This window comes from Paenibacillus sp. JGP012 (assembly GCF_014203995.1).
Classification (GTDB): domain Bacteria; phylum Bacillota; class Bacilli; order Paenibacillales; family Paenibacillaceae; genus Paenibacillus; species Paenibacillus silvae.
Genome location: NZ_JACHKG010000019.1, coordinates 100,386 through 124,980, shown reverse-complemented (window position 1 = coordinate 124,980; position 24,595 = coordinate 100,386). Strand labels below are relative to the sequence as shown.

Sequence of the window (24,595 nt, the reverse complement as noted above, 5' to 3'; positions counted from 1 at the left end):
AAAGAAGACATTCGTTCCGAAATTCGGTACGAATGTCTTCTTTTCTGTAAACTAAATAACATCTGTAGAAAAACTGCTAGTTCTTCAGTGGCCTCCCTGTCTCATAGGTGTTCGCTGCGTAGGAAGAAACGTCGGTCTAGGATAAGTTAACATGTTTCTTCACTCCTTGATCATGCTGATAGATACGTAAGCTATGCTCAATTCGTGCCTTTAATCCCGTATTTCGCTGCACCAGCTTGTTATTACTTATGGCCATACTGAGTGCCTTTCGGGTTCCAATCATGACACAGACTCTCTCAGCTCTCGTCAGTCCTGTATAAATCAAATTCCGAGCCAGCATCATGTAATGACTGCTTGAAACAGGCATAATGACCACAGGAGCTTGCCCGCCTTGAGCCTTGTGAATCGTTATGGCATAGGCAAGAAGCAAGTCTTTGAGTTCAAGCCGGCTATAGACAATGGTTTTGCCTTGAAACTGGCAAGCGAGTCCGATTTCATCCGTCTCCTCACCCTCTTCATCTTCCACAAAAGCAGTGCCCAAGACAACACCAATATCGCCATTCAACACCTTCTTCTTATAATCATTGCGAATCTGAATGACCTTATCTCCTTGGCGATAAACACGTCCCACGGCTGTCAATTCGGCTTTGTCCTCTGCTGGAGGATTCACAGCTGCTTGTAGCGCATTGTTTAACTCTTCCGTACCTATAATGCCTTTTTTCATGGGGGACAGCACAAGAATGTCCTCCAGCTTGTACCCTTTATCTACAAAACGAAGTACACTAAGCACGACGAGGTGGGCAATCCGATTCGGATCAGATTGTTCAATGAAGAAGAAATCATCTTTACTCTTATCCATAACGATCTGCTCACCACGATTAATTCGATGGGCATTCATGATAATTTGGCTTTCCCGCGCCTGACGGAATACTTCAGTTAGCCGAATATGCGGGATGCCAGCAGAAATCAGATCATGCAGTATATTCCCCGGCCCTACAGACGGAAGCTGATCGCTATCTCCAATGAGTACCACTTTCGTGTTTGGTCCAATGGCCTGAAACAAGTGATACGCAAGCTGCAGATCCTTCATAGACACTTCATCAGTAAAAATCAAGTCAAACGGTAGTGGCATCTCATCACCGTACTCAGGCTCAGCCCCAGGACGGAATCCAAGCATCATATGAATGGTTGAAGAATCCATTCCCGTCAATTCCCCCAGCTTGCGAGCTGCACGTCCTGTAGGCGCACATAATCCAATTGCTGAGTCAGGATAGTGCCTGCGGTAGATATCTATCATAGCCTTAACGACGGTCGTCTTCCCTGTGCCAGGATTGCCTGTTACAATGACCAATTGCTGTTTAAACAGCTCTCTAATGGCTTCACGTTGCTTCTCAGCAAGGACAATTCCCTGTTGAAGTTGATATTCTCGAATCATCTGATCCAAAAAAGGAATTGCTCCGCCGCCCCGGTTTGCCATGCAAGCCAGTTTATAAGCAAGTTTCTTTTCATAGACAAACAGATGCTTGGGATACACGTTGTCTTCTTCCCAAATGACCTGCTCGTGAGCAGACATCAATTGTAGTTCCGTCAAGATATCCTGCTCTGGAACACTATTCAAAAGCTCTCTTGTACGATTCATTAACTCATCTTTACGTACAAAACAATGGCCGCCACCGTAGCACATATCGTTAAGAACATATTGTAACGCCGCATTCAGACGATATGGCGAATCTGGACTGACGCCAATGGCCATAGCAATCTCGTCTGCTTTGAGAAACCCTATCAAACGAATCTCAGTGAGTTTATAGGGATTACGACGTACAATGTCTACACACTCAGCCCCCCATTGTTTGTACATTTTGGTGACAGTATCCGCAGATATGCCATAGGGGAGCAGGGCCATCATAATTTGCTGAATTTCAAAATTGTCCTTAATACTATCTGCAATCTTAACTGCATTTTTAGGGCCAATTCCTTTTATCCCTGTTAAACAGACAACGCCCTCATTCATGATCCGTTCCAATGTCTGCTCACCAAGCTTCTGTACAATCAGCTCAGCCTTTTTCTTCCCGCAGCCTTTTACAAATTTAGAGTTGAGGAACGATACAATTTGATCCTTTGTTTCAGGTAATGGCCGTTCCCAATGGCTGACTAAAAATTGCTTACCATGTTTAGAGTGTGTCTCCCACGTACCATGGACTCTGATTCGCTCATTTTTGTGCATACCAAATAGTGAACCTTTTATTGTAAAAGCCCCATTACTGTCTTCTGGCAACCACTGAGCAATACCAAAATCATTTTCCTCCGTCAGATTTCCATCACGAGGATAGCGATAATACACGATATGCCCCGTGCTTGACTCTAAAGCATGATTCTCCATTAGCTTATGCCTATCTTCTGACGTACATATTTTATGAGTATCTTAATTACGTTGTTAGGAGATGATTTGCATTCGGAAATGTTACAAGATATAATTTTTTCCAATAGCGTTTTGGGAAAACATATCCGTTCTTTGCCGTTTTTGATCATAACCTTTATTGATGCGATGATTCCTTTTTCAGATGATTCTGTAGCGGATTTTTGAATTTGTCTCAATGCTATAGCTGTTGCACCCGCAGGCTCTTCGTATGATTTTTCAATCAACCCTTCCAGCTCTTTTTCGGCTGACTCCAGAACTTTCTCAGCTTCTACTTGCTCTTCGACGGTCTTCGCTGTATTCACCTGATGTAGCGCATTTTGCACTGCGTCTTCTGCTTCATTGACCTGAGTAGCTTCCGTTACTACAATAGATGATTCATCCGTAGAAACGACAACCTCAACTTGCTCTTCTGGTTCCAGCCCAAGCATTTGTTGAAACTCATCGGCACTGATAACTTGCCCTGAACTTGTAAATTGTTTTAATACTCCGGGAATACTCTTAATGAGATGCCATACATCTGCTGGAATGGCTGCTGACTGGTTATGTTGATCTACATCATAGTTCATTTCCAAAAAGATGTATCCAGGCATGATTGCACGTTCTCTTACTTTCCCAAGTCCACCTTCACTTAACACACGAACGGTAGACTCAGTGACATTATGTATGGCTTTGACCCACTTTTGTGCATTTTCACACTTAGAGAAAGCCCACTCCATAAGCTTTTTAACATTGTTTTCTTTGCCGGTCATAACTTGAATTGCAAATGCAGCTCCCATAAGAGTACCTCCCAAATAAAATTTATAGACAATCATTTTATTTTTGTTCTCTTAGCCATTGTTCTAAGAAATCACGTGTCTCCTTAGCTGGAAACAACCATTTACCACCTACTTTGTGTTTAGGAAATCTTGAGTCAAAAAAGAACAACGCTTGAATGCTGTTCCAACTTAGGCAAGTACGACGCATTAGTTGTTTTGAATCCCAAAATATTAATTCGTTATCAACTTCTTTTATTAAATCAGCAATTTTTTCATGGCAGATTTTTTTCACTTCATCTTCATCAAGGTTGATGGATATAAGATTACTCATTTTCCACCTCATTACTTTTTCTAGGCATTAGCTTGATTTCTATGTTTAATGCCCTGCAAGTTTTGGATAAAGTTGTTTCATTCCATCGACGGCTTCCTTTGAGCAAATTATGCATATATTGAGGAGAACACCCGACTAAACTAGCTAATTCTGATGGATTTATTCCCTTCTCATTAATGAGTGGTTTAATCTGTTCGGAAATATTCATTTGTCTCACCTCTGACATAAAGATTAATCTATTTGATTAATTTAATCAAACCAAAAATTAACCAAATAGATTCAAAACCACTCGAATAATCAGATTAATCATATAGATTAATTGTTTCACTCTTTATTTCGCCCATTTGCTCGTAATTAATCCATTTGATGTTTGATGCTTAATCTATTTGTTGATATGATTAATTAATCAATTAGTTTAAAGGAGCGTTTATTCATTATGTCGAGTTATCCTAATAGGATAAGAGAGATCAGAAAATCTCAACATAAGAGCGGAGTTGAAGTAGCTCAGTATTTGAGAATTTCTCCTCAATTTTTTTATAATCTTGAAACTGGAAAACGTACGTTGACATCTGATGTCGCTTCTAAACTAGCTGGCTACTTCAATGTGAGTGTAGATTATTTGTTAGGTCGTCAAAATGATGATAAGAACAATAACATGCGAAATGAATCTTTCCCTGAATGGGCAACCAATGAAGATATAGCTGATTTTAGAAAAATGCTTGAGGATGAGCAGCCTGTTTTATTTGACGGGATTCCTATTGAGGGTGAGAAACGCCAACGTGTTATAGATATACTGTCGGGTTTGTTTTGGGAAGAGAAGTTAGAACAAGATAAGAAAAAGAAAGATTAGCGAAGGTTTAAACCAATGTAAAAAACTTTCTTCTTTCAAAGACTCATTAGGGGGATTGGAATAAGTAGCATGGTGGGTAAATTTGTATTTAAAACATTGAGGTATGTTAATCTAATGGTTATGTGTCGAGAGATCAAAGCATATACACATTAGGGTCGCTATTTTAGCGGCTTTTTTATTGTACAAATTCTTGTCCCTAATTAAGTTTTTTTCCTGTTTGCCGGAATGTACAACAACATCGCTAAGCCACAGATGTTTTTATCCAAACTGCACATTCATCGTTCAGTGATAATTCCCCTTAATATCATACGACGGTTTCATTGTCTATCGAATCGATAACTCTTCAAAACATCTAGTTCTTTATAACTAAATACTTAACAACTAATTACATAGACCTAATTCATTCAGATTGATATAATTATGGAAAATGTTAGATTAGAAGGGGATTCGTACTATGAAACAAAAATTATCAGTTGTGTCTGCATTCCTATGTGGTGCAATATTCTTCTCAGGAGTTTCTTATGCAGCCAATAGCTATTTAAAAGCTTTCCCTGTGAATAACAGCAAAATTGAGATTAATGGTTCCGAAACAACACTTGAAAGTCCAGTAGTTACTATTAATAATAGCTTATACATACCTTTAAAGGAGTTAGGCCAAAAAGCTGGGTATGCTGTTTCATCTGGAAGTACTATTCGAATTGACACTTTTAAAAAACTACCAATCTCTTATACGCGTAACAATGTAACAATTACTTTAAATTCCTTGAACAAAGTTGATGGGAAAGTATTATTAAATGTTACAATCAAAAATGATACTGATAAGAATGTTGATATTGATCTTTCATTTATTAGGGCTGATGATAATGTTAAGGGGAGAAAGGTATATACTACTAGTGCATCAAGTTTCTATACGCCAGTTAATGATAATTGGAGTCTTACAACAAAAAGATTATTAGACGATTCAGTTACTAGTAAGAGTGAATTAACAGGAGACATACAGATCGCCTCTGTTACGGCTGGAACAAAAAATATACATTTCTCATTTGAATCACACAGTCTATCTACCTCATTTCCATTCTATGTAGACACTAATGGGCTATTTTAACAATGTGCTACAGCTATTATATTCTTATATCCGATTATAGAAGCAAAACAAAATAGGACTCTCATTTCCAAGCGAAAAAGGGGATTTATGTATTAATGTGCATTGAATCTAATAAATACAATATCCCTTAGTTTTTAATAATGACGGATTGTAATATGAAGTGCGACACCTACTGGAAATAAATAAAAAAGGGCCCATGGCCGGATTCGTGTAGAATGAAAGTTCTCACACAACCATTCACACAAGGAGAATCCACCATGAGCTACACACATCTTAGCATAATCGAACGCAGTAAGCTAGAAATCCTCCACAAGCAGGGGAAAAGTACCCGAGCGATTGCCAAAGAACTTGGCCGACATCATGCCACCATTGGCCGGGAACTCAACCGAAATGCAGCAGAACACCCATACTGCGCGGAGAACGCTCAAGATGGCTATGTTCAGCGCCGTAAGGCGTCCGTTTCCGGAGGCAAGTGGAGTCTGGAACTGGCGAGTTGCATTGAAGATAAGCTTCAGGCAACCTGGTCTCCAGAGCAGATCGTAGAGCGATTGCGCCAGGAGGGTCAAGCGATGGTATGTTTTAAAACCATCTATCGTTGGCTTTATACCGGCCGTCTGGTGAAAGGCATGCTTGCCGTCCTCAGGCACAAAGGGAAGCGGCAAAAACCAGCAGAGACACGTGGAAAGTTTGCTGTGGGCAAGCCCATCTCTCAGCGCCCGAAAGAGGTGCGTCACCGGGAAACCTTCGGCCATTGGGAGCTGGATACGGTGGTCTCAGGTCGTGGGAGAAGCAAGGGCTGCATAGCTACGTTCATCGAACGAAAGACTCGCTTGTACACAGCGATTCGTATGCCTGATCGTACGGCGTTGTCCATGGAGATTGCCTTTGGTGTAGCGGCTTCGCAGTATCCTACCCATGCGTTTCAAACGGCTACCGCAGACCGTGGCAAAGAGTTCGCCTGTTACAAAAGCCTGGAAGCCATTCATGGGGTGCAGGTGTATTTTGCAGATCCCTATTCCTCCTGGCAACGTAGCTCGAATGAAAATGCCAATGGGCTCCTGCGAGAGTTTTTCCCAAAGGGGACGGATCTCGCCCAAATCACGGATGAGGCTCTAGAAAACGCTCTAGACTTGATCAATCACAGACCACGTAAATGCTTGAGTTGGAGAACCGCTCACGAATCCTTTTCAGAGGAACTGTCGCACTTGGCTTGACAATCCGTCTAATAAAAAAGGTCTACACTCCAGCTGGAATTTAGACCTTTTTTATTATTTAGTTTTGTATAATTTCAATCCATATGTTCAATTAATTTAATTACAAAAAATTTCAAAAAAATAATGAAAAGGTTAACTATTAAGTTATTCGACCCAAATTAACAACTCATCTCTTGAAATTTTATATTCGTTATCTAACGCTTCACTTGGTAATGAAATATTTCTATTTTCAAATTTTATAAGATAATCTGAGCCATAAAGTTCACTACCTGTATTATGTGGATTCAATATTGTTATAAGATCCTTATCAACGTTGTATTGGGAATTTTCGACCTTATAACGTACTACAACTTGAAGCCTAATTCCATCTGATATTTCTACTATTCCTTCCCCGTTATTATCCTTGAAAATAGAAATATTTGATTTAATTTCGTCATAATATCTTCTTAGTATTCCCATATTATATTCCTTATTTGAAGAAGTTGGTTTTATAAAAAGAAGCACAGTAGAATATAGAAGTTCAAGTCCTATTTTTGTGATACTCAACTCTTTTATACCTGACTTAAAAGTTATGATATTATTTTGTATTGATACTGCTTCTTTATTATGTACTGCCGCATTCCTCATAAGGATAAGAATTCTATAAATTTGTGCTATTATAGTATTAGAGTCATTGTCTTGAGGAAGAAGAGAATATCTTTTTTGGAATCCCTCACCTTCAAGTTCAGGATACAGAGTATCTATTGTGGCGTCCAGCACTCCAAAAAATACCATAATTTGAAGAATCAAATTGTCTTCAAGATTAGAACTTCTATACATTTCTTCATTATGAGTAAAAATAACTGAAGGACTCCCATCCTCCTTAATTATTACACCTCTATACTCCGGTTTGAAAATTCTAACATTTGATGATTTTAAGAATTTTGTGGTTTGTTGTATAAAAGACTCAAGCATTAATGTTATCCCCTTTCATTTCTTTTTTTCAAAAGCAATGCAAAGCATTTCACAAAAACTAAAATTTTCTATATTCCTCCCTCTGATAAAATAAATACATAGTAATTATGTATTCTAAATAAATGTTAAACAAGATAAAATTTACACACTTCTCTAAAGTACCATGAACTATGAATTTTAATAGACGCTTCTGTAATTTCTTCGATACTCCCCTGCTCAATCACCTCATTTTATTGAAAACAGAAACTTTTTTAGCCTCCAACTGTGCCGTGAAGAAATAACCTTTGCAATTAATTTCATTCTCATCATCCCCTATCCTATAGCTACTTTTATTTTTGTAACGACTTTATTTAGGAATATGATTAGTAGATCACTGCTGTATCCGAATATGAATGCCCATAACATCTTGTCCTTTAAATCAATAATCTGGCCTTGTCCATTAGTGAATAAAAACGAGATAAACATAAAAGGTAAAGCTATAGCAACTAATATTTTATAAAGGGGGGCATCTGCCCCCCCTGCAGTTCGTGAAGAGACAAAATAGATAAGAGCACCAACCATACTTGAAAGTATGTAAGATAGATATGTTAGGATATCTATCTTGTTGATAAAGACATATAAGGCGCCGTATCCCATCACGAGTAATGCAAAAGCTATAAAGAATGAGACTTTTTTCGTTGAAGCTGTACTCTCAAGCTCACTTTCCAATTGAATAATAGCATAGCTTATTTCAACTAGTTCTGTCTCATTGTCAGGATCACACTTTGCTAATCTTAGTTCAATATTTTTCCCTCTCTCTATAAATCCCTGTACTTCGTCCTTTTTTAAGAATGTTACACTGTTTAATGAATGTCTAAGTTGTCTCCTCATCAATTCTTTATCCATACAACTCTACCTTCCAATCTCAAATTTTATAATCATTTTAATCGTATGTAATCTTATCCTGTACTTTATAGTTCTATTATACTAAAGATAGGAATACTTGACTATATTCTAACATTAAAGGAACAACCCTCAACGGATAATCCCGCGAGAACTACTTATGTCCCAAAATTTTTTTAAGACATGCAATATCTTCACCATTCATCATGTAATTACGAGCAAAAATATATCGGACGGAACGACAGGATACACGAACCTCTTTTATTTTGGTTAGCTTACTGTAATCACTTATCTCCTTCTGGACCTTACTCCGCCTTAATTGATTGTCAACATTAAATCAGACAACCTTTTAAGTGCTTCTTGGCGATACTCAACATGTCAAATATCCCAGTGATCCATGAATTCGATGCCTGTTAAACCAGTTGACGTAGTCGTATAATTCCAGTTCTAAATGACGAAGGTTTCTAAATTCTATCTAGAAATAAACTCGGTTTTCATAACCTTGTAGGTGGCTTCGGCTACGTCAATAACGTACGGACAACCTTTCTTGCTGAGTGAAGGGCCAATAATAAACGTACACAGAAGATGATCCATCGTTTGTCTTTTAAACTCACTTCCACGATCGGTATGAAACCACTGAAATTGACCAAGTCCCCTTCTCCCATTGCAAAGCACGTGAAACCAATGCAGTGCCTTTATGTGGACCTGCACTAAGGCCAATAATTTTCCGGTTGAACACGGTCAAGAAGGATGCAAACTTAGCGCAGCCAATACTCCACCTCTACAACGTTAGATTGCTTACCCGAAACGCTTCGCTTCCGTCTCTTAAATCACGATCGAGTTCATTCGCTGTTTATCATATAAACCGTTTTATGAGGCTTAAATTGTGCAAAGGTGGAGGTGGAGAAGAGGCTCATATGCGTCATTATTGTATAGTATTGTAGAGATCCGATCCTTTAACATGATAGTTTTATTCTACAAGCCCTTATTTTTTCCGTCCAACTAAGTGTAGCCGATCCACTCTCATTAGTATTAAAATGATGGCCAGCATGGCCGCCTAAGAAACGGTAGCATTTAGCCCTCTGAAAGTAATAGAACTATTAGGAAGTTGATTTTCTGTCTTCGGAAAACTGTGATAGATATCACAGTAATAATTTAGATTATTTTGTAAATTAAAATAGTATATTGTAATTAAATAAAAATTTTGGGAGGTTGATTTGAATTATGAGGAAGTTTTTGAAAACTATGATGTTGGCCACTATTGTTTTTGCATTAGTCTCCTCTTCACAAGTAAGTGCTACTTCTCTTAATAAGAGTAAGGAAGCGGAGGAATTGCAGCAGAGAACGAACCTTCTCTTAGAGCAGTCGGCAGGATTAAATCAAGAAGAGCGAATTAAAGAACTGGAAAAGCTCGGATGGGAAATCGAATCCCTGTCCCAAAATGACAACTTCTCTCTACGAAGCAGCCCTGGTGATGGGAAGATAAAAAACTATTCATTTAAAGACGCTAGAACGGGAACTTACTTAGTACAAGCTCTATGGGACTTTAACGATCATGATAAATGGGAAAGAGGAGTAGACTATGCATATGACATCGTAGCTCTAGCTGTTACAGATGAATATGGAAGAGCTGTTAATGCTCAAGGAACAAACGGTGGAATAGTCGTACAGGATAAGGATTACCGTAAGTATAATAATGGAGGATCCCTTTACAGTTATCAGGATTCAGGTGCAACCTTTACATTTTCCAAGGACTACCTTAACGGCTTCGGAATGCATGGATATGCGTATTTTTATATTAGTAAACCAACCAGTGGAAAATCATATTATGTAAAATCTCAATGGCTTCACAACTGGACTAACTTTTTTCCAACAACACTAACAAACCTTACTTTAAAATATCCATTTGAGGTAAGTGCATCATTTACATCGACCCCTTATCAATGGGGAACATCAGATCAGATATCAGTAAGCTTTAATTAACCAATTTGTTTGTGAGACTTGAAAGCCCCTATGGTGCAAAACACTTAGGGGCTCTATTTTGCTCGTGTCGTATATATCATCGTCATTTGGATATTAAGTTCACCATTTTCCTTGTAGTACCCCATGAGGTTGGCAACCTTCTGCAGATCCTTTGTCGCCTAGAGCAAATCGTGGCCAAAGGTATGCCCCAAGCTGTGACAGTTCAAATGTTTAATCCCTGTAAATCTGCGGTACTTCATGTACTGTATCCCGTGTTCCGTACATTTTGACGATCGTCTCGAGACAAACACATACGCGCTATCATCGTTCCGAGTGTCTAGGTACGCCTGAAGCGAGCTCTGGAGTTCGGAACTTATCGAAAGCTCCCTATCTTTGTCATCTTTACCTAGAATATAAGCTATTCCTTTGCGGTCACTCATGGTCAGATCTTTAAGCTGTAAGTCACATATCTCATGAACTCGCAACCCCATCCGAAGAAAAGTTAACACAATCGCATGCTCTCTTACATCTCCTCGAAAGCGAACTTCCGCCGACCAAGTCAAGATCCACTACGCAAAACCAAGACGCTCATGGAGTGTAGCTACACTCCAGCAAGCGCACCCGCAAAATACGCTTCAGTCAATGTAACCACACCGCCATCTTTCTCTGTAAATCTAAATTGCTACCAAAACATCCTTAGTTACTGCTTCCACCACTTCCGGAGGGATCTTTTCCACATCTAGCAGGTAAACGATATTAAGTCTAGGGTTGTAAATTCCTAAACGACGTACCTTATGAAACTCCTTATGAATAGAGCGGAGGCCCAAAATATAGTACATCAAAAGCTGTAAGGTGTGCTTATTGGTTGGTCCATTTTTAGATACTTTGAAGTCCCACAAAGTGTCCTCTGTCAGATAATCTCCATCACCAGTACTCACAACTTCAGTATATCCGAATTCAAACGTATAACTATCTTTAACAATTGGTCCAAACTCTTCCCAAAAAGCAAGACTTCTACTTACCATTGTACGAATATTACTTACCGTTTCGTCGTCAGCATAAATATCTTCCACAGGTTTATACATGGCTGTTCCAGCGCGAACGCATACATCGTATGCCTACGAGTTTACAGGCATTGCGTATAGACTGGTCATCTAAACCTTTAACCTCTTGTACAAGAGATCTTACCAAAGCATCTTCTCCTACCAGAAACGAACCGCTCAAAGATATCTCGAAGGCTTCCTCTGCAGAAGACCCGGACAAGTATCTGGTCAAATAATCAACAGCCAAACCCACTAAACTTGCATGAAGGTTTTCTTCTGGGTGAAGCTCCATCCCATCACTCAACACGATCTCCTCAAAGTCTCTGGGCCGTATGTAGCCTCCTCTAGGCTGTTTAACTTTGCTTACTCTTTGCGTAACTGAAACCATAGCAATCCAGCTCCTATGTATTATTTATTGAGTCCAGCTGATCGACTCCAACGCAGCCTCCAGATCCTCTCAGCTAGCGTTTTATAGATCATGGACATTTGATTTGGCTAGCCAGTTTGTTTGAAATGTCACATTAACATGGCCACCTTTTGGGAATCTTTGATTTCCAAAGCATTCATGGCAGAGTTTGTGACGTAGGGTATGACAACTTTGTAATCCAGGTGCTCAAATTCCACTTAATATCTTGATTCAATGAGAATGGAGAGCAAATGCTCTCCACAGTGTAGTTTAAATTGTTACATTTAATGTGTTATTGCTTGAATCAAATTCCATAGATGCTCCTAGGCCTCTGATAGCCTGTACTGGAATGTATGTAATGCCATTTATAACTTTTGGAGCTACACTTAGCGTGCTGCTGTTGCCATTGTAGAATGCCTTTTTGCTTCCCAAGGTCAATGTAACTTTGTTTTTATCTTTTGTTATGCTAACTGTCCCACTTTCAGGATAGTAAGCAAACGTTGCTTTCAATGCTTCAGTAATATCACGTAGAGGAACTAGATTATTCCCCTCATACTGTAGAGGTTTATTCGTAAAATCGACTTTTTTATCATTGATAAGAACCTTTAGATTAGATTGTGTATACTTTGGTTTAGAATCTTTAGGTTTTGTGGATTTTGATTTAGATGATTTAGAACTTTTTGACGAAGAGCTTTTAGAAGATTTAGTAGAACTGGAGCTAGATGATGATTTCCCTCCATTATGATAGTGATATTCCCCGTATTCCAGTCCCCATTTGGCACAATTGGTCCAACACGTATGACCGCCATTTGCATCGGTTCTGCCTGGATGAGCTAACACACTTGATGTACTTGATAACAGCAAAACAGATACTAGAGAACTAACCAGCAACTTTTTTTTCACGATTTACACCCTCCAACTGGTACTATTTTCCTGTGTATCATATCATACAATATCTGATAATTAAATATAAGGTTGACAATTCCTATAGTAACTTTTCATTCCATTTGATATGAAGACTCATCAACATACTATCTGATAGTAGTTTCAGTGAATGCTGTATAACCTTGATTAATACTCAACCAGTGTAAAGCCGGGATTCATCTATCTGCGTCAATTCCTTAATTTTGAGTTCCATGTATATCCTCCTATTTGGGGAGACCGACCAAAATATATTGATACGGCCCCCGTATTCACTGGTTTTATTCGTTCGACTCGATGGCCTAACGGCCTTAAATCACCATATTGGCAGTTCTCAATACTTTCTCTACGGCTTTCCTCAGTTTGATTTCCTTTTCAGCAACCCGAGTAAGCGAACGGATCATAGAGACAATGACACGATACATTTTTTTCTCTTCAATCATGGTTATCCGCTCCTTCCTTGGGAGCCAACCCCGCCATGCATTCTCGGACCTTCTCCTGTGCGCTCTTTGCATCTTCCAACCAGTTTTGAATTGTGATCAATTCTTTTTTCTCAGGAATGTGAACATGTTTTACAAGCGATCTGAACTTATTAATGCGAGATTGCAAACATCCGTTTAATGATCTTGGCGAGGTCATCCTACCACTACTCATCATCTGCCGCTTTACCGCAGTCGGAAAAACCGAATTAGCAAATGAAAAAATGGCTTTATGATACCATTTCAATGTTTCATCTCCAGACATAAAAATAGAAGGCAGGAAAAGTTTCCTTAACCTTCTAAAGTTCTTCATACTTCTATGGATTTATAATATCATTCGTTTTGTGCGATGTTACTACGGATTTAATTTTGTTTCCATCATTCATCTTCATCACCATATTAAAAATTTCCGCTTGCATTCCGATAGTATTAATATCAGCAAAAACGGAAGGTTGATTAGGATGAATTCTTATATTGTAATTGCTCTGTTCGCTATTTTTACAGTTTCTTATGTAATATTAAGCTACCTCCTATTCATCAAAAAAATAAATTCCCCCTTTTCTGATATTAAACTAAAAGAAAGCTTTAACTTCTTAAACAAAGAACTTGTCTCACCTTTAATGAGTATAGAGAACTTGTATGAAAAGTATAAAAGCCTCCCACCTAGGACGTTTGTTTTCGCCAAGTTGGAAATTGATAATGGAAAAATTAAATATGATGATTCATTTATAAATAGTGCTATGGAGTTAGTAAGTAAACTTATTATTACGGTTGGTATTGCTGTAATCACTCTTACTGCTTCTATACAAGTTGCAGTGCTTAGTTTCGCTCAAAATAATTCTTTTTTAAAAGAAATAAATCAATTAGGATGGTTAAAAGATATAAAGGATAGCCATAAAGGATTGATCTATACGTTAGATTCATCAAACTCTTTTATTACTGTATGTGGGGCTTTGTTTATTTTATCCATGTTCATTTTACTTTTAACTAATTTAAAAAAGGATGAATTTAATAGACACTCCTTAGTAATTCAAGAGATAGAAAAAGAAAAAGAAAAAAAGTAATTCTTGTCTCTTTTCTATAACACAATACTATCCTATTATTATATTTAGATAAGTCAGTAAATATCTATAGAGAAGCTCCAATACTATATACAAGGTTAGAGCTTCTCCATAGTTTTTCTGCTGATTAGATTTTTATTACTGCTGATGGGTGTATAATTAGTCTCCACCTCTACGTCTTCATCATACGCATACGAAGGTTATCAATAATATAGACTTTCCGTTTACTAATAGCCAATCTAAAAGAGATATAAAATGTAATCTATGTAGATGACCTCAGACATGAAAGAGAAGACAGGTAATGCTTCCTTACCTTCTGAAGTTCTTCATACTTCTATAAATAAAACATCAACTCCTGTGATGGTACTACGTATTCAGTTCTCCTGATACATTCAACCACCCAAAAAATAAAAAAACAGCGTCAAAATCCTTGGTTATCTGAGTTGGCTTTGTTTTAAGTAAGTGCACTGATGACTGCCCGTCCATGTTCCCTGTACTCTCAATCCAGAAGATAGGCTCCACATAACCGAATTCCTCTATGCTGCGGCGAAGCTTTTCTTATTCAACATACCCAGGCTGAAGGTCAACATGGGGGTTATATGCTACTGCATTAATCTGATCTATTGGTATAACTCGTAATTCCATGTTCTCTCCTCCAATAAAAAACACCCAGCAGGGTGTCTGAATATTAAATAGCTCCATTACTTCTTAAATTAATCATGATTTGTGGATTATCTTCTTCAACACTGTAAAAGTACACTTGGTCTACGTTATTTTCTATATCCCATTTATCTATGCTAGGATCATTTGTTGTAATTAATATAACTTTTCTTGAATTTGTACTCTCCAGCTCAGTTAAAAGTGCATCAAATCGTTTAGAATCATTCAACACTGTTTGGACTGGGAAGAATACAGTAAATGTACTCTCATTTCCTCGGGGATTGAATTTTGTAGCACTTACATAACTGTTTATATTTACAGTCATCTTCCCTAGTTTATATACAGTTGTTGACTTTATTGTATTTGGTAGAAGCTTTTTATTAAATGCTCGGTTAACAAATTCTGATATGTCTTGCATAGAAGAGGTTCTTATAATCCCTCTATCGAACTTTTTATTTAAACAAGACAATACCACCTTTAATTTGGCAATATCATCATAGCCTTTTACTAAAAGAAGTTTTTTTGTGTCATCACTCAAAAAATCCAAAATAGTATCAATTGCTTTCCTTGCGTCACTCATAGGTTTACGCCTCCTTCTCCCTGATAGGTTAAACTTCGTCAAACAGAAGGGAATCACCTTTAATGTAAAAAATGCTGTACCGTTTTTTTCGCCTCTTGCAGTTACAATTTTTTTTATTTGTGTTGAGTTGGTTTCAACGTATGGGTGAGCTTCATATTAGTGCGTACGCACACTCAGGCGCTGTTCTCCTCTTCAAGAGCCTGATACCTGCAAACAGAAGCTCTCATGCTGTGAAGTTTAAAACGGCTCACATTCCGTCATATGGAAGCAAAAGAAAAAGCACCACAGAGGGTGTGAAGTGCACTGAAGTGCCCCCCTTAGAAAAGACATTGGAAAAAACCCTGGGTTTAGCCGATGAAATTCTATGGGGTGTATTTTTTATGGCGATTAAGGGACAAAAGTTTAGACGATTCAGTCACTAGTAAGAGTGAATTAACAGAAGATATACAGATCGCCTCAGTTACGCCTGGAACAAAAAATACATATTTCTTATTTGAATCACACAGTCTTTCTACCTCATTTCCATTCTATGTAGACACTGATGGGTTATTTTAACTTAGTTTCTCTAAAAAATTCCACTAATGAACAGAGCTTACATCGAGTATTATCAGCATTAAAGTGCTAGATGAGAAATTTATCAATCTATAATATCACAAAAACAATACAAAAGTTGTGACTGTAATCATTACTGGTTCCCATTTGATAGGCATTAGATGATCCAAGTAAAAGTATTTTTATATACTTTTACTTGGGGATTACTCCTAATTAATCCTCCTGCTGAATACTATTAAAAGCTCAAGTCTGGCGTGCACTTGAGCTTCTTAAATTACAAACGTTAATATAATTGTCGTGGGAATCCTTTTGCCCTATTTACTGTCACCACATTCGCTTCCCATTGAGCCATAGTCTGTTTCCAATCACTTAATGAAAGGTAATGTTGAACAGAAACGGATGAAACAAATTCTGGCAAGTATAATCCGACAACTCCTTTTTGTAAAACACCTTCAGCTGTGACACCTTTTTCTAATAAGGATAAAATTGGCAAGCCTAGCTGATATGCCATGGCCGTTTCAATTTGACAATATGGACTTGTGAACCATTTATCCGATACTTCTGTTTCTTCAGTTGACTCAATGTCGGTCTCAAACTTAGAAACGCCTTTATTTACATATAGCCTCCTGAAAGCAACAGTAATAAAACCATCTGACTCTAGCATCAATCTTCTAATTGCTGCCAAGGGATTATTGTTGTCATAGTCAGTGACACCTAGAGTACGTGGGGTTATATCCTTATTTTTAAGGTATTCAATAAAACCTCCAATAAATTCATTTTGTTCCTGTTTATGCGGTTGCGGGTAGCTAAGAAATATTGAAATCAATACACCATTTCACCTCAATTATATTCTTTTATCCTTTACTAATCGCCAGTAATGATATCCTAAAGCAGTCAATTTGCACGACTTAGAATTCATGGCAGCAAAATACATATGATCTTCACCGTTAGGCACTATCAAACCAACACTTTGTAATTTTTGTAAATCTCTAAATTTTATAACATTTTCCTCTTTAGCGTAGGGTTCAATTACCTCATGCTCTACCTCTGTAGTATTTGTTACTTCAAACGATGGATCTAGCAGAAATTCCTCTTCTGCCGATGGAAAATATGTAACCAAACTTCTTAGAATTTCAATCGGAACTTGAGGAACAACAGTTCTTAGTGAAGTAAACCGAGTAATATTAGTTTTGAACACAGGGCGCTGGTCCCAAGGGCCTAACGCTTGATCAATATATGCATAGACACTCCCTGGAGTGATATGTCCTCTTAAGTCTGATGCCCCTCCTTGTAAGGCATTCAAAAGTAAGTTGGTAAAAACCCCATGACCATTTATTTCTAGAGAAGATTCGTAATCCCTACTTGCCGTAAGGATAGAGACACCTTCTACTATTTGAGTAGCACTCCCTGCACTTCTAGGTGAACCAAAAGCTCCTGAATGGCAACAATCTAAAATAATAATTCTATTTTGGGCTCTGGACTCATTGGCTATAGTAAGTATTTCGTCCATTGAAACTCCATAATCGTATTCACTATAGTCTGGCGTAACTAAATAGCCACTAACTTCATCAATGTAACCATGCCCAGAAAAATAGAATAACGCAGTCTCACTTTCTCCTTTGAATAACTCAATTATTAATCTCTTAAGTTCAGACTTTGTGCGCACATCCGTAACAAGTCTTGTATCAAAGTTAGGGGAACCGTTTCCATTCACCTCGATTATGTTTTTAAAAGTAGATGCATCATTAATACATCCATAAAGTGGTGAAGTAGGGTAGTTATTTATTCCAACTATTAATGCTTTTCTCATATCTGCCCTCCTACAATGAAGAAATCCAATTTGAAATATTACTCCAAGTCCAGTTAACGACCTTCACACCACTTAGCTCAGATGGAAGTGTTGCTGGGTGATCTTGATTTCCCCAAATACCCCTAACTGGAATACCTTCCTCCTTTGCACATTTAATTTCCCAAAGTTGCCCATCTGCATTTTTCGTATTATTTGTAACAATCACAAGCACACCATCGCATCCCTTAATTTTTGTTCTACATTTAGTTTTCCACGCAGAATCCCAAGGCTGTTTGACGGACATATCTACGAACTCAAAAGGTGAATTTTCATTTTTTGCCTGACCGACTAGAAAGTCACGTAAAGTCTTATCCTCGATTGCAAAACTAGTAAACACTCTTTTCGCCATTACATTATACCCCTTTCAAATAGTTATCTCATAATTTCTAATGCTTTAACCGCTTCAGTCAACATGTATAATGTATCCATAGGATGTTGTGTATTTTTAACTAGCAGGTGTTTTCTCTCCCAATTCTCAAGATCAGACTGTGTAAGTGCAATAAGATGTTTCATATCTAGTTCGTACTTAACACTTAAATCCTGAGAGTTCTCAAATAACCCTTTTTTAATTATGCTTGGCTGTCTAGAGGGTTTCTTTTTCTCTAACAACTTTGTAAGTCCAATTTCATAATAAATCCACGGAGATTTCGTCTTGTTTACTACTTCAATTGATTGAATTGAGTTCGGAGTGTTGAGAAGAATTACACACTCTGTCCTGTCCATTAATTTTGATAGAGCGGTTGAAAGCATCATATGAACATGACTTGTTGATTGATTTCTTTTTTTATAATTATACGTTGAGGACTTGGGTTGCCAACAAAATTCATTATCTATTTTCTCTAGCAACATATCAGCATATCCCCAAACACAAGAATCAATAAATGTGTCTAAATTAAATGTTTCCTTTATCCAGCCAGCAAGTGAAATAGCATTTTTTTCATCCGCATGCGAATGCGAGAGAAAAATGTCAGCATTTATTTGCGGGAACCATGTCTCTTGCATCTTTGAGCCATCTAGGCTGCCATCCTCTAGTACAAACTTATCTAACTCATCTTGGATCACTTTCTTGTTTCTACCAAAAATTTGACTCCCCTTGTCATAATAATCTAAAAATTTGGAGTCTGATTTAAGATTATAACCAATATACAATTTTATGATCGCCTCCAACCTATTATCTGATGTCTAAACAAATAGTTCTTTAGTAATAATTATAGTAATAATATACTAACATCCATCATTTGTAAATGATTCGAAAGTATCAGTAATCCTATTATTTCTATTATCATTTATATGGGTAGACTCTACGATGGGAGCCGGTACGCATTTACTTGCCCCCTTTTTCTCCTTATATTATAGTATTCTCGGGCAGACAGATGAAGGTTTTACCTGGGGATATCTGCGAGAGAAGCACCCGATATGGACGGTGTAACAGTAGTAGATCAACAAGTTCACCTGGAAAATCACTGAGAACAGGCGAAATCAGGTCTTCTGCACCTGTCAAACGGTTGCCCCTACTGTCATGGAGCACTCTCTCCAACAGCACTTTTGATTTTTAAGAAAACCATTTCCCACGAGGTTGTGAGAAATATTCACAATAGAAAATGCCCTTCCTACTTCCTAATGGGAAGTGAAAGAGCAAAAGGTTTTACTTTTTCATTATTTGGAGCTTAAACCGCTGTATGCTTACCCGCATTTACGGAGGTGTAGAGGAAAGAGGCCAGTCACTCCCTCCTACTCATTTCTTTTCCACACTTGATCCACCACTAGGTGGTTTAGGCATTTGTTCTTGTGATTTATTTGGCTGATGCCCATTTCCTATATTTTTCAAAGAAGACGGCTGCTTGTTTGGTTTCATTCAAACTTCCCCTTTCTAAGGTTTTTTCACACTACTCCCACCTTTTGGAGTGCTTAATGATTTTCCAGATGCCTTTGGTTGTATGCCTCTTTCCTCTATACCCGTCCTTGGCTGATATCCACTTGTTTCTACAACTCTATTCTCATCGTTCTGATTCTTCATGTTTCTCCCCCTTATTTTCTGAAATTAGAAATTCAATATGTAAAATCTCAGGACCACTAATCCATATTCCTTTTGCTTTAGGTAGCCATTCTTCATTCTCGTCCAATTCAAATATTTCTTCTAAGTATAGATCCTTCTCAGTCGGTACGGTAGAAGCTAGAGATTTAGATGCAAAAAGTCCATATATTACAAACCCGTTTTTCAAAGTAACAATAACATAACTTGAATCATTAGACATGATGTAGTCCCATGCAGTTGGGGATGGATGAACTGGGTTTATCCCTGTCTTTAATAGGAACTTCCGTATCCAATCCCTTTCAGTAGCTATTCCTGCAACTATTCCAATGAAATACGGCAGTAATAACATGATTAGTCCAAGTATAATAGACCATCTAAAAGGATGTAGCTCCCAGTACCGAGATTGAATTAGTTTATTTATTATCGGCCAAGCGAAAGCAAAGTTAACACAGCTGAAAACTATAAATCTAACAAGGTAGATCGTAGCTTGTCCTTCTCTTGTCGGAAGAAGATAATTATATCCCATGTTCATAATAAAACCAGGTACCATCATGAGTACGGTATAATAAACAGCTTCAAAATTATTAAAGATCAAAACGGACATCCTCCTTAACTCGCAAACTTTAATATAATACTAATTTCTGGATAAATCAAGCATGAAAGCTTAGGCTGGTCTCGAAAACGAAGATAAAGTGCAACATTCAACGGAAGTAAATCTGCGTTTTTTGAAAGCAACTTATGCTGATCAGTTGGATTGTTCTATCCTTATAACTCTAAATGATATCATTGATTGAAATCATAAACTAAAATATTCTATATATTCAATTAAACACTAAAAAGCTAATAATGAATACTTTGTTATGGTTTGAACTACATGCTCTCTTCTATTTAGATATACATATAATTGTAAATAACTACTCTTAACCCAGGACACGAACTTTCCTTAAAACATAAAAAAAAGCTACTATAATAGCAACTCCAATTGGAACATGTTCTTTTTTTACATTTTGTTGGCGTAATTAGGTAAAAAAAGAATATCTGTGTAACATTCAAATTTTCAATCGTAGGTATAGGAAAATCCTCTTAAATAGGGTACAATTCTTATAGTTACTTTTTAAGTAAGAGACCCCTGCACTAATCCAAACAAGACTTTTGGAGGTAAATATAATTTCTTCATTTTAAACGAGCCTTTAGTTACTGAAGGCTCGTTTTTTAATGCAGAAATTATAAAATATATCTTTTCTGATTTGAGAATTATCTGTTTTTGAATTTTCCAATAACATTTCACTGCCCTACTCAAAAATTGATTAACTTACGCTTACATCGCCGTAAGGCGGTTTTACATATACAAAAAAAGAACATAAGTTCTGATAGAGGTGATTACTTTATGGCAAGCTTTAAGAAACATGGTACTGGCTGGGAGTATCGTCTAAGATACAAAGATCCATTCACACAAACTTTTCGTGAAAAGTCTCAGCGGGGATTCGAAACCAAAAAGGAAGCTCAATTAGCTGCTGCAGAGTTCGAAAGGAGTCTCTCCGCTGGCTACGAGCAAAGTGATTTGAGTTTAAAAGATTATCTGAATTTTTGGATTGATCAATACAAAAAAGGGAGTGTTCGAAAAAACACATTACTTCTACATCAAAACAACATCAAGAATCACATCTTGCCTTATTTCAGAAACATACTACTTCGAGATGTTAAACCAATTATGTATCAGAATTTCATTAACTCGATTTCAGAAAAAGGCCCCAGCCGCAGAACAGTTGAGTTAATACATGCTACTATGCACAATGCGCTACAAAAAGCAGTTATTATCGGTAAGATTGAAAAAAATCCATGTATAGGCGTTGAAATAAAAATTAAAAGGAAAAAGAGAGAGGTTCACTTTATTGATTCTTCAGACATCTCAAGGTTCTTACAAAACGCTTACGAATACGGCTACATTTATTGGATTTTTTTCAAAGTCTTAATTGAAACAGGAATGAGAAAAGGTGAAGCTGCCGCCTTGAAATGGCCTGATATTGATCTAGAAAATCAGTTTATAACAATTGACGAAACTTTAGATTTTACCGCTAAAGATAAGGAGGGATTATTCGGAGACACCAAGACCATCAAATCAGAGAGAACGATTAAAATATCCCAATCATTAGCTAATGATTTAAAGTATCACCAAGAGTGGCAAAAGCAGAATAAAGGGGTTTTAGGGGAAAGATATCATCTTGATCTTGATCTAGTGTTATGCAGAGAAGACGGCAACTATATGCCGAAATCATCCTTGTTCAATGCTTTCTCTCGGATACTAGACCGAAGCGACCTCCCCTCCCTACCCATTCACTCACTCCGACATACCTGTGCTGTATTGTTGCTTGAAGCTGGAGCAGATATGAAATTCGTACAAGAGCAATTGGGTCACGGCAGCATTCAAATTACGTCGGATGTCTATGCCCACATTTCTTCTAAAATCCAGAAAAACAACATGGATAAGTTCGAAGTATTTACTAAAGGTATTCTTCAAGATTAAATTTTTGTGGGCATTTTGTGGGCGCTCTTGTATTATTTGAATTTATAATGTTTTGCCCACAAAAAAGAAAAACCCCTCACGCCAGGTGGCGCAAGGGATTCGGAGATTAGTACAACGTGATATATTGATCGCGTTCCCATTGGTGGACTTGTGTTCTATACATATCCCACTCAATTTCTTTCAGCTCGTAGAAGTGAGCGAGGGCGTGGTCGCCGAGAGCGTCACAGATGACTTCGCTGCGGATCAATTCGTTGAGTGCTTCTTTCAGGTCAGCTGGCAAGCTTGGAATGCCTTCTTCCACACGCTCTTCTTCTGACATGATGTAGATGTTGCGGTCAATCGGAGCTGGTAAGGAAAGCTCACGTTTGATTCCGTCCAGACCTGCTTTCAATAAAACGGCCAAAGCCAGGTAAGGGTTAGCAGCCGGATCCGGGTTACGAACCTCAACACGTGTACTCAGACCACGTGAAGCTGGAATACGGATCATTGGGCTGCGGTTACTTGCAGACCATGCTACGTAACATGGAGCTTCGTAACCTGGTACAAGACGTTTGTAGGAGTTCACAGTTGGGTTAGTGATTGCTGCAAACGCACGTGCATGCTTCAGAGTTCCGGCCATGAAGTGACGTGCAGTTTTGCTCAAGCCCAGCTCGTCCGACTCGTCAACAAATGCGTTCTCATTGCCACGGAACAAGGATTGGTTGCAGTGCATACCGGAGCCGTTCATACCAAACAATGGTTTTGGCATAAATGTAGCATGCAATCCATGTTGCCGTGCAATCGTTTTAACAACGAGCTTGAACGTTTGAATCTGGTCTGCCGCTTTCAATGCATCCGCATATTTGAAGTCGATCTCGTGTTGACCTGGAGCTACTTCATGGTGAGAAGCTTCGATCTCAAAGCCCATCTCTTCAAGCGTAATTACGATGTCGCGACGACAGTTTTCGCCAAGATCCGTTGGTGCAAGGTCGAAATATCCACCTTGGTCATTCAATTCGTTCGTTGGGTTTCCTTTTTCATCCGTCTTGAACAAGAAGAATTCTGGTTCAGGACCAACGTTGAAGGAAGTGAATCCCATTTCTTCCGCTTCCCTCAGGTTTCGTTTCAAGATGCCGCGGGGATCACCTGGGAATGGGTTGCCATCTGGAAGATATACGTCACAGATCAAACGAGCAACGCGATTATCAGATACCCATGGGAAAATAAGCCAAGAGTCAAGATCTGGATAGAGGTACATGTCGGATTCTTCGATACGAACATAACCTTCAATGGAAGAGCCGTCAAACATCATCTTGTTATCCAGCGCTTTCGTTAACTGGCTTACTGGAATCTCAACGTTTTTGATCGATCCAAGCAAATCGGTAAATTGCAATCGAATGAATCGTACATTTTCTTCTTGTGCAATGCGGAGAATGTCTTCTTTTGTATAACTCATGATTCCTCTCCCTTTCTTATCTGCGTATTTGGCTTGCATGTTATATTTGTACATTAGAATGTTCCACGGGTCAAGGAGTCTGACATCAGAAATTTGTAATTTACTATACCCGCCTCGTTAGGTGAATCTATTTATTAAAAAAACGAGAAAGTTCACCTTGAATGAGAGAAACTTGACCAGGTCTTTTGCCTGAAACGAGCTGCTGCTTGAGCAAACGGTGCAGCTGAGTATCCGACAGCTCTCTGCGCTTCACTTCCGTATCCGGTGTAATCACCGTCGCCTCTTCCGATTCTTTCGAAACAGGATTCATCACCTGCTTGATACCTGCAATGTTAACCCCTTTTTCAATCAACGCTTTGATCTCTAGCAATCTCTCGACGTCGTTAAAGGAAAACAGTCGCTGATTTCCTGATGTTCTCGCAGGAACGATCAGACTGTGCTGCTCATAATAACGAATCTGTCTCGCGGACAGATCGGTAAGCTTCATTACAATGCCTATCGGGAATAAGGCCATATTTCTGCGAATTTCGTCACCCATGTTCATCAACCTTCCAGTCGTCTATTCTTGACACTATTGT

At 38.2% G+C, this 24,595-nt stretch carries 28 protein-coding genes; 7 read left to right on the top strand and 21 right to left on the bottom strand.

Going from position 1 to position 24,595, the window contains the following annotated elements; translation table 11 throughout:
* Positions 1-136: 136 nt before the first annotated feature.
* From recD2 to HNR77_RS20865, 4 genes are read right to left on the bottom strand one after another with little or no spacing between them, the layout of a single operon-like run.
* Positions 137-2,380: an SF1B family DNA helicase RecD2 gene (gene recD2, locus HNR77_RS20880; RefSeq protein ID WP_184188624.1), complete on the bottom strand. Its 2,244-nt coding sequence runs from the start codon at positions 2,378-2,380 to the stop codon at positions 137-139.
* Positions 2,380-3,195: a transcription termination/antitermination NusG family protein gene (locus HNR77_RS20875; protein WP_184188622.1), complete on the bottom strand. Its 816-nt coding sequence runs from the start codon at positions 3,193-3,195 to the stop codon at positions 2,380-2,382. The genes recD2 and HNR77_RS20875 overlap by 1 nt, the downstream gene beginning before the upstream one ends.
* Positions 3,196-3,232: 37 nt before the next feature.
* Entirely contained in the window at positions 3,233-3,505 is a 273-nt protein-coding gene (locus tag HNR77_RS20870; RefSeq protein WP_184188619.1) for a group-specific protein, read from the bottom strand.
* The gene (locus tag HNR77_RS20865) at positions 3,498-3,713 is read right to left on the bottom strand and encodes a helix-turn-helix domain-containing protein (protein ID WP_110896857.1); all 216 of its coding nucleotides are present in this window, start codon (positions 3,711-3,713) and stop codon (positions 3,498-3,500) included. The genes HNR77_RS20870 and HNR77_RS20865 overlap by 8 nt, the downstream gene beginning before the upstream one ends.
* Positions 3,714-3,941: 228 nt before the next feature.
* Here HNR77_RS20865 and HNR77_RS20860 point away from each other — a divergent pair, with 228 nt between their 5' ends.
* The 3 genes from HNR77_RS20860 to HNR77_RS20850 all read left to right on the top strand — a co-directional run bounded on the left by HNR77_RS20860 (position 3,942) and on the right by HNR77_RS20850 (position 6,674).
* Entirely contained in the window at positions 3,942-4,355 is a 414-nt protein-coding gene (locus HNR77_RS20860; RefSeq protein ID WP_184188616.1) for a helix-turn-helix domain-containing protein, read from the top strand.
* 454 nt (positions 4,356-4,809) lie between these two features.
* Positions 4,810-5,460: a hypothetical protein gene (locus HNR77_RS20855; protein WP_184188614.1), complete on the top strand. Its 651-nt coding sequence runs from the start codon at positions 4,810-4,812 to the stop codon at positions 5,458-5,460.
* A 257-nt stretch (positions 5,461-5,717) separates the two neighbouring features.
* The gene (locus HNR77_RS20850) at positions 5,718-6,674 is read left to right on the top strand and encodes an IS30 family transposase (RefSeq protein ID WP_184188611.1); all 957 of its coding nucleotides are present in this window, start codon (positions 5,718-5,720) and stop codon (positions 6,672-6,674) included.
* A 144-nt stretch (positions 6,675-6,818) separates the two neighbouring features.
* Here the strand turns inward: HNR77_RS20850 and HNR77_RS20845 are convergent, their stop codons facing one another.
* The 3 genes from HNR77_RS20845 to HNR77_RS30825 all read right to left on the bottom strand — a co-directional run bounded on the left by HNR77_RS20845 (position 6,819) and on the right by HNR77_RS30825 (position 8,985).
* On the bottom strand, positions 6,819-7,628 hold the full coding sequence (locus tag HNR77_RS20845; protein WP_184188608.1) for a hypothetical protein: 810 nt from the start codon (positions 7,626-7,628) through the stop codon (positions 6,819-6,821).
* Positions 7,629-7,940: 312 nt separating this feature from the next.
* Entirely contained in the window at positions 7,941-8,513 is a 573-nt protein-coding gene (locus HNR77_RS20840; protein WP_184188604.1) for a hypothetical protein, read from the bottom strand.
* A gap of 367 nt (positions 8,514-8,880) precedes the next feature.
* Entirely contained in the window at positions 8,881-8,985 is a 105-nt protein-coding gene (locus tag HNR77_RS30825) for an IS3 family transposase (RefSeq protein WP_184188660.1), read from the bottom strand.
* 749 nt (positions 8,986-9,734) lie between these two features.
* On the opposite strand from HNR77_RS30825, the gene HNR77_RS20830 reads away from it, so the two are divergent.
* Positions 9,735-10,493: a hypothetical protein gene (locus tag HNR77_RS20830; protein WP_184188602.1), complete on the top strand. Its 759-nt coding sequence runs from the start codon at positions 9,735-9,737 to the stop codon at positions 10,491-10,493.
* A gap of 158 nt (positions 10,494-10,651) precedes the next feature.
* On the opposite strand, the gene HNR77_RS30820 is transcribed toward HNR77_RS20830, so the two are convergent.
* Together HNR77_RS30820 and HNR77_RS30400 are read right to left on the bottom strand one after the other, a co-directional pair.
* The gene (locus HNR77_RS30820) at positions 10,652-11,035 is read right to left on the bottom strand and encodes a tyrosine-type recombinase/integrase (protein WP_397367250.1); all 384 of its coding nucleotides are present in this window, start codon (positions 11,033-11,035) and stop codon (positions 10,652-10,654) included.
* Positions 11,036-11,146: 111 nt separating this feature from the next.
* Entirely contained in the window at positions 11,147-11,557 is a 411-nt protein-coding gene (locus tag HNR77_RS30400; protein ID WP_260410739.1) for a syntaxin family protein, read from the bottom strand.
* A 29-nt stretch (positions 11,558-11,586) separates the two neighbouring features.
* On the opposite strand from HNR77_RS30400, the gene HNR77_RS30395 reads away from it, so the two are divergent.
* Positions 11,587-11,751 (top strand): hypothetical protein, encoded by a 165-nt coding sequence (locus tag HNR77_RS30395; protein ID WP_260410738.1) that lies wholly within the window; start codon positions 11,587-11,589, stop codon positions 11,749-11,751.
* A 440-nt stretch (positions 11,752-12,191) separates the two neighbouring features.
* Here HNR77_RS30395 and HNR77_RS20815 read toward each other — a convergent pair whose 3' ends face one another.
* The 3 genes from HNR77_RS20815 to HNR77_RS20810 all read right to left on the bottom strand — a co-directional run bounded on the left by HNR77_RS20815 (position 12,192) and on the right by HNR77_RS20810 (position 13,586).
* Positions 12,192-12,824: a copper amine oxidase N-terminal domain-containing protein gene (locus HNR77_RS20815; RefSeq protein WP_184188596.1), complete on the bottom strand. Its 633-nt coding sequence runs from the start codon at positions 12,822-12,824 to the stop codon at positions 12,192-12,194.
* A 329-nt stretch (positions 12,825-13,153) separates the two neighbouring features.
* Positions 13,154-13,285: a hypothetical protein gene (locus HNR77_RS30390; RefSeq protein ID WP_260410737.1), complete on the bottom strand. Its 132-nt coding sequence runs from the start codon at positions 13,283-13,285 to the stop codon at positions 13,154-13,156.
* On the bottom strand, positions 13,278-13,586 hold the full coding sequence (locus HNR77_RS20810) for a hypothetical protein (protein ID WP_184188594.1): 309 nt from the start codon (positions 13,584-13,586) through the stop codon (positions 13,278-13,280). The genes HNR77_RS30390 and HNR77_RS20810 overlap by 8 nt, the downstream gene beginning before the upstream one ends.
* Positions 13,587-13,782: 196 nt before the next feature.
* On the opposite strand from HNR77_RS20810, the gene HNR77_RS20805 reads away from it, so the two are divergent.
* Positions 13,783-14,385, top strand: coding sequence for a hypothetical protein (locus tag HNR77_RS20805; RefSeq protein WP_184188591.1), 603 nt, complete (start codon positions 13,783-13,785; stop codon positions 14,383-14,385).
* A 685-nt stretch (positions 14,386-15,070) separates the two neighbouring features.
* Here HNR77_RS20805 and HNR77_RS20800 read toward each other — a convergent pair.
* The 7 genes from HNR77_RS20800 to HNR77_RS20770 all read right to left on the bottom strand — a co-directional run bounded on the left by HNR77_RS20800 (position 15,071) and on the right by HNR77_RS20770 (position 20,653).
* Positions 15,071-15,622, bottom strand: coding sequence for a hypothetical protein (locus HNR77_RS20800; RefSeq protein ID WP_184188588.1), 552 nt, complete (start codon positions 15,620-15,622; stop codon positions 15,071-15,073).
* An 835-nt stretch (positions 15,623-16,457) separates the two neighbouring features.
* Positions 16,458-17,000: a hypothetical protein gene (locus HNR77_RS20795; RefSeq protein WP_184188585.1), complete on the bottom strand. Its 543-nt coding sequence runs from the start codon at positions 16,998-17,000 to the stop codon at positions 16,458-16,460.
* 18 nt (positions 17,001-17,018) lie between these two features.
* Positions 17,019-17,984, bottom strand: coding sequence for a caspase family protein (locus HNR77_RS20790; RefSeq protein WP_184188582.1), 966 nt, complete (start codon positions 17,982-17,984; stop codon positions 17,019-17,021).
* A 10-nt stretch (positions 17,985-17,994) separates the two neighbouring features.
* The gene (locus HNR77_RS20785; RefSeq protein ID WP_184188579.1) at positions 17,995-18,372 is read right to left on the bottom strand and encodes a TIR domain-containing protein; all 378 of its coding nucleotides are present in this window, start codon (positions 18,370-18,372) and stop codon (positions 17,995-17,997) included.
* 23 nt (positions 18,373-18,395) lie between these two features.
* On the bottom strand, positions 18,396-19,172 hold the full coding sequence (locus HNR77_RS20780) for a hypothetical protein (protein ID WP_184188576.1): 777 nt from the start codon (positions 19,170-19,172) through the stop codon (positions 18,396-18,398).
* 721 nt (positions 19,173-19,893) lie between these two features.
* A complete protein-coding gene (locus HNR77_RS20775; RefSeq protein WP_184188573.1) occupies positions 19,894-20,040 on the bottom strand; it encodes a hypothetical protein in 147 nt (48 codons plus the stop codon).
* Positions 20,021-20,653 (bottom strand): DUF6338 family protein, encoded by a 633-nt coding sequence (locus HNR77_RS20770; RefSeq protein ID WP_184188570.1) that lies wholly within the window; start codon positions 20,651-20,653, stop codon positions 20,021-20,023. Before HNR77_RS20770 ends, HNR77_RS20775 begins: the two co-directional genes overlap by 20 nt.
* Before the next feature lie 792 nt (positions 20,654-21,445).
* Between HNR77_RS20770 and HNR77_RS20765 the strand changes: the two genes are divergently transcribed.
* Positions 21,446-22,582 (top strand): site-specific integrase, encoded by a 1,137-nt coding sequence (locus HNR77_RS20765; protein WP_184188568.1) that lies wholly within the window; start codon positions 21,446-21,448, stop codon positions 22,580-22,582.
* A 106-nt stretch (positions 22,583-22,688) separates the two neighbouring features.
* On the opposite strand, the gene glnA is transcribed toward HNR77_RS20765, so the two are convergent.
* Together glnA and HNR77_RS20755 are read right to left on the bottom strand one after the other, a co-directional pair.
* Entirely contained in the window at positions 22,689-24,017 is a 1,329-nt protein-coding gene (gene glnA, locus HNR77_RS20760; protein ID WP_111273758.1) for a type I glutamate--ammonia ligase, read from the bottom strand.
* Positions 24,018-24,144: 127 nt separating this feature from the next.
* Positions 24,145-24,555: a MerR family transcriptional regulator gene (locus tag HNR77_RS20755; RefSeq protein ID WP_111273725.1), complete on the bottom strand. Its 411-nt coding sequence runs from the start codon at positions 24,553-24,555 to the stop codon at positions 24,145-24,147.
* Positions 24,556-24,595 lie beyond the last annotated feature (40 nt).

Bases quoted from the DNA above. Each gene is read 5' to 3' on its own strand.
- HNR77_RS20870 (WP_184188619.1), bottom strand. From the start codon at position 3,505: ATGAGTAATCTTATATCCATCAACCTTGATGAAGATGAAGTGAAAAAA.
- HNR77_RS30400 (WP_260410739.1), bottom strand. From the start codon at position 11,557: ATGTATAAACCTGTGGAAGATATTTATGCTGACGACGAAACGGTAAGT.
- HNR77_RS20810 (WP_184188594.1), bottom strand. From the start codon at position 13,586: ATGTCTGGAGATGAAACATTGAAATGGTATCATAAAGCCATTTTTTCA.
- HNR77_RS20830 (WP_184188602.1), top strand. From the start codon at position 9,735: ATGAGGAAGTTTTTGAAAACTATGATGTTGGCCACTATTGTTTTTGCA.
- HNR77_RS20805 (WP_184188591.1), top strand. From the start codon at position 13,783: ATGAATTCTTATATTGTAATTGCTCTGTTCGCTATTTTTACAGTTTCT.
- HNR77_RS20850 (WP_184188611.1), top strand. From the start codon at position 5,718: ATGAGCTACACACATCTTAGCATAATCGAACGCAGTAAGCTAGAAATC.
- HNR77_RS20800 (WP_184188588.1), bottom strand. From the start codon at position 15,622: ATGAGTGACGCAAGGAAAGCAATTGATACTATTTTGGATTTTTTGAGT.
- HNR77_RS20755 (WP_111273725.1), bottom strand. From the start codon at position 24,555: ATGGGTGACGAAATTCGCAGAAATATGGCCTTATTCCCGATAGGCATT.
- HNR77_RS20840 (WP_184188604.1), bottom strand. From the start codon at position 8,513: ATGGATAAAGAATTGATGAGGAGACAACTTAGACATTCATTAAACAGT.
- HNR77_RS20765 (WP_184188568.1), top strand. From the start codon at position 21,446: ATGGCAAGCTTTAAGAAACATGGTACTGGCTGGGAGTATCGTCTAAGA.
- HNR77_RS20875 (WP_184188622.1), bottom strand. From the start codon at position 3,195: ATGGGAGCTGCATTTGCAATTCAAGTTATGACCGGCAAAGAAAACAAT.
- HNR77_RS20785 (WP_184188579.1), bottom strand. From the start codon at position 18,372: ATGGCGAAAAGAGTGTTTACTAGTTTTGCAATCGAGGATAAGACTTTA.
- HNR77_RS20860 (WP_184188616.1), top strand. From the start codon at position 3,942: ATGTCGAGTTATCCTAATAGGATAAGAGAGATCAGAAAATCTCAACAT.
- HNR77_RS30390 (WP_260410737.1), bottom strand. From the start codon at position 13,285: ATGATTGAAGAGAAAAAAATGTATCGTGTCATTGTCTCTATGATCCGT.
- HNR77_RS20775 (WP_184188573.1), bottom strand. From the start codon at position 20,040: ATGAAGAATCAGAACGATGAGAATAGAGTTGTAGAAACAAGTGGATAT.
- HNR77_RS20845 (WP_184188608.1), bottom strand. From the start codon at position 7,628: ATGCTTGAGTCTTTTATACAACAAACCACAAAATTCTTAAAATCATCA.
- HNR77_RS20855 (WP_184188614.1), top strand. From the start codon at position 4,810: ATGAAACAAAAATTATCAGTTGTGTCTGCATTCCTATGTGGTGCAATA.
- HNR77_RS30395 (WP_260410738.1), top strand. From the start codon at position 11,587: ATGCCTACGAGTTTACAGGCATTGCGTATAGACTGGTCATCTAAACCT.
- HNR77_RS20790 (WP_184188582.1), bottom strand. From the start codon at position 17,984: ATGAGAAAAGCATTAATAGTTGGAATAAATAACTACCCTACTTCACCA.
- glnA (WP_111273758.1), bottom strand. From the start codon at position 24,017: ATGAGTTATACAAAAGAAGACATTCTCCGCATTGCACAAGAAGAAAAT.
- HNR77_RS20865 (WP_110896857.1), bottom strand. From the start codon at position 3,713: ATGAATATTTCCGAACAGATTAAACCACTCATTAATGAGAAGGGAATA.
- recD2 (WP_184188624.1), bottom strand. From the start codon at position 2,380: ATGGAGAATCATGCTTTAGAGTCAAGCACGGGGCATATCGTGTATTAT.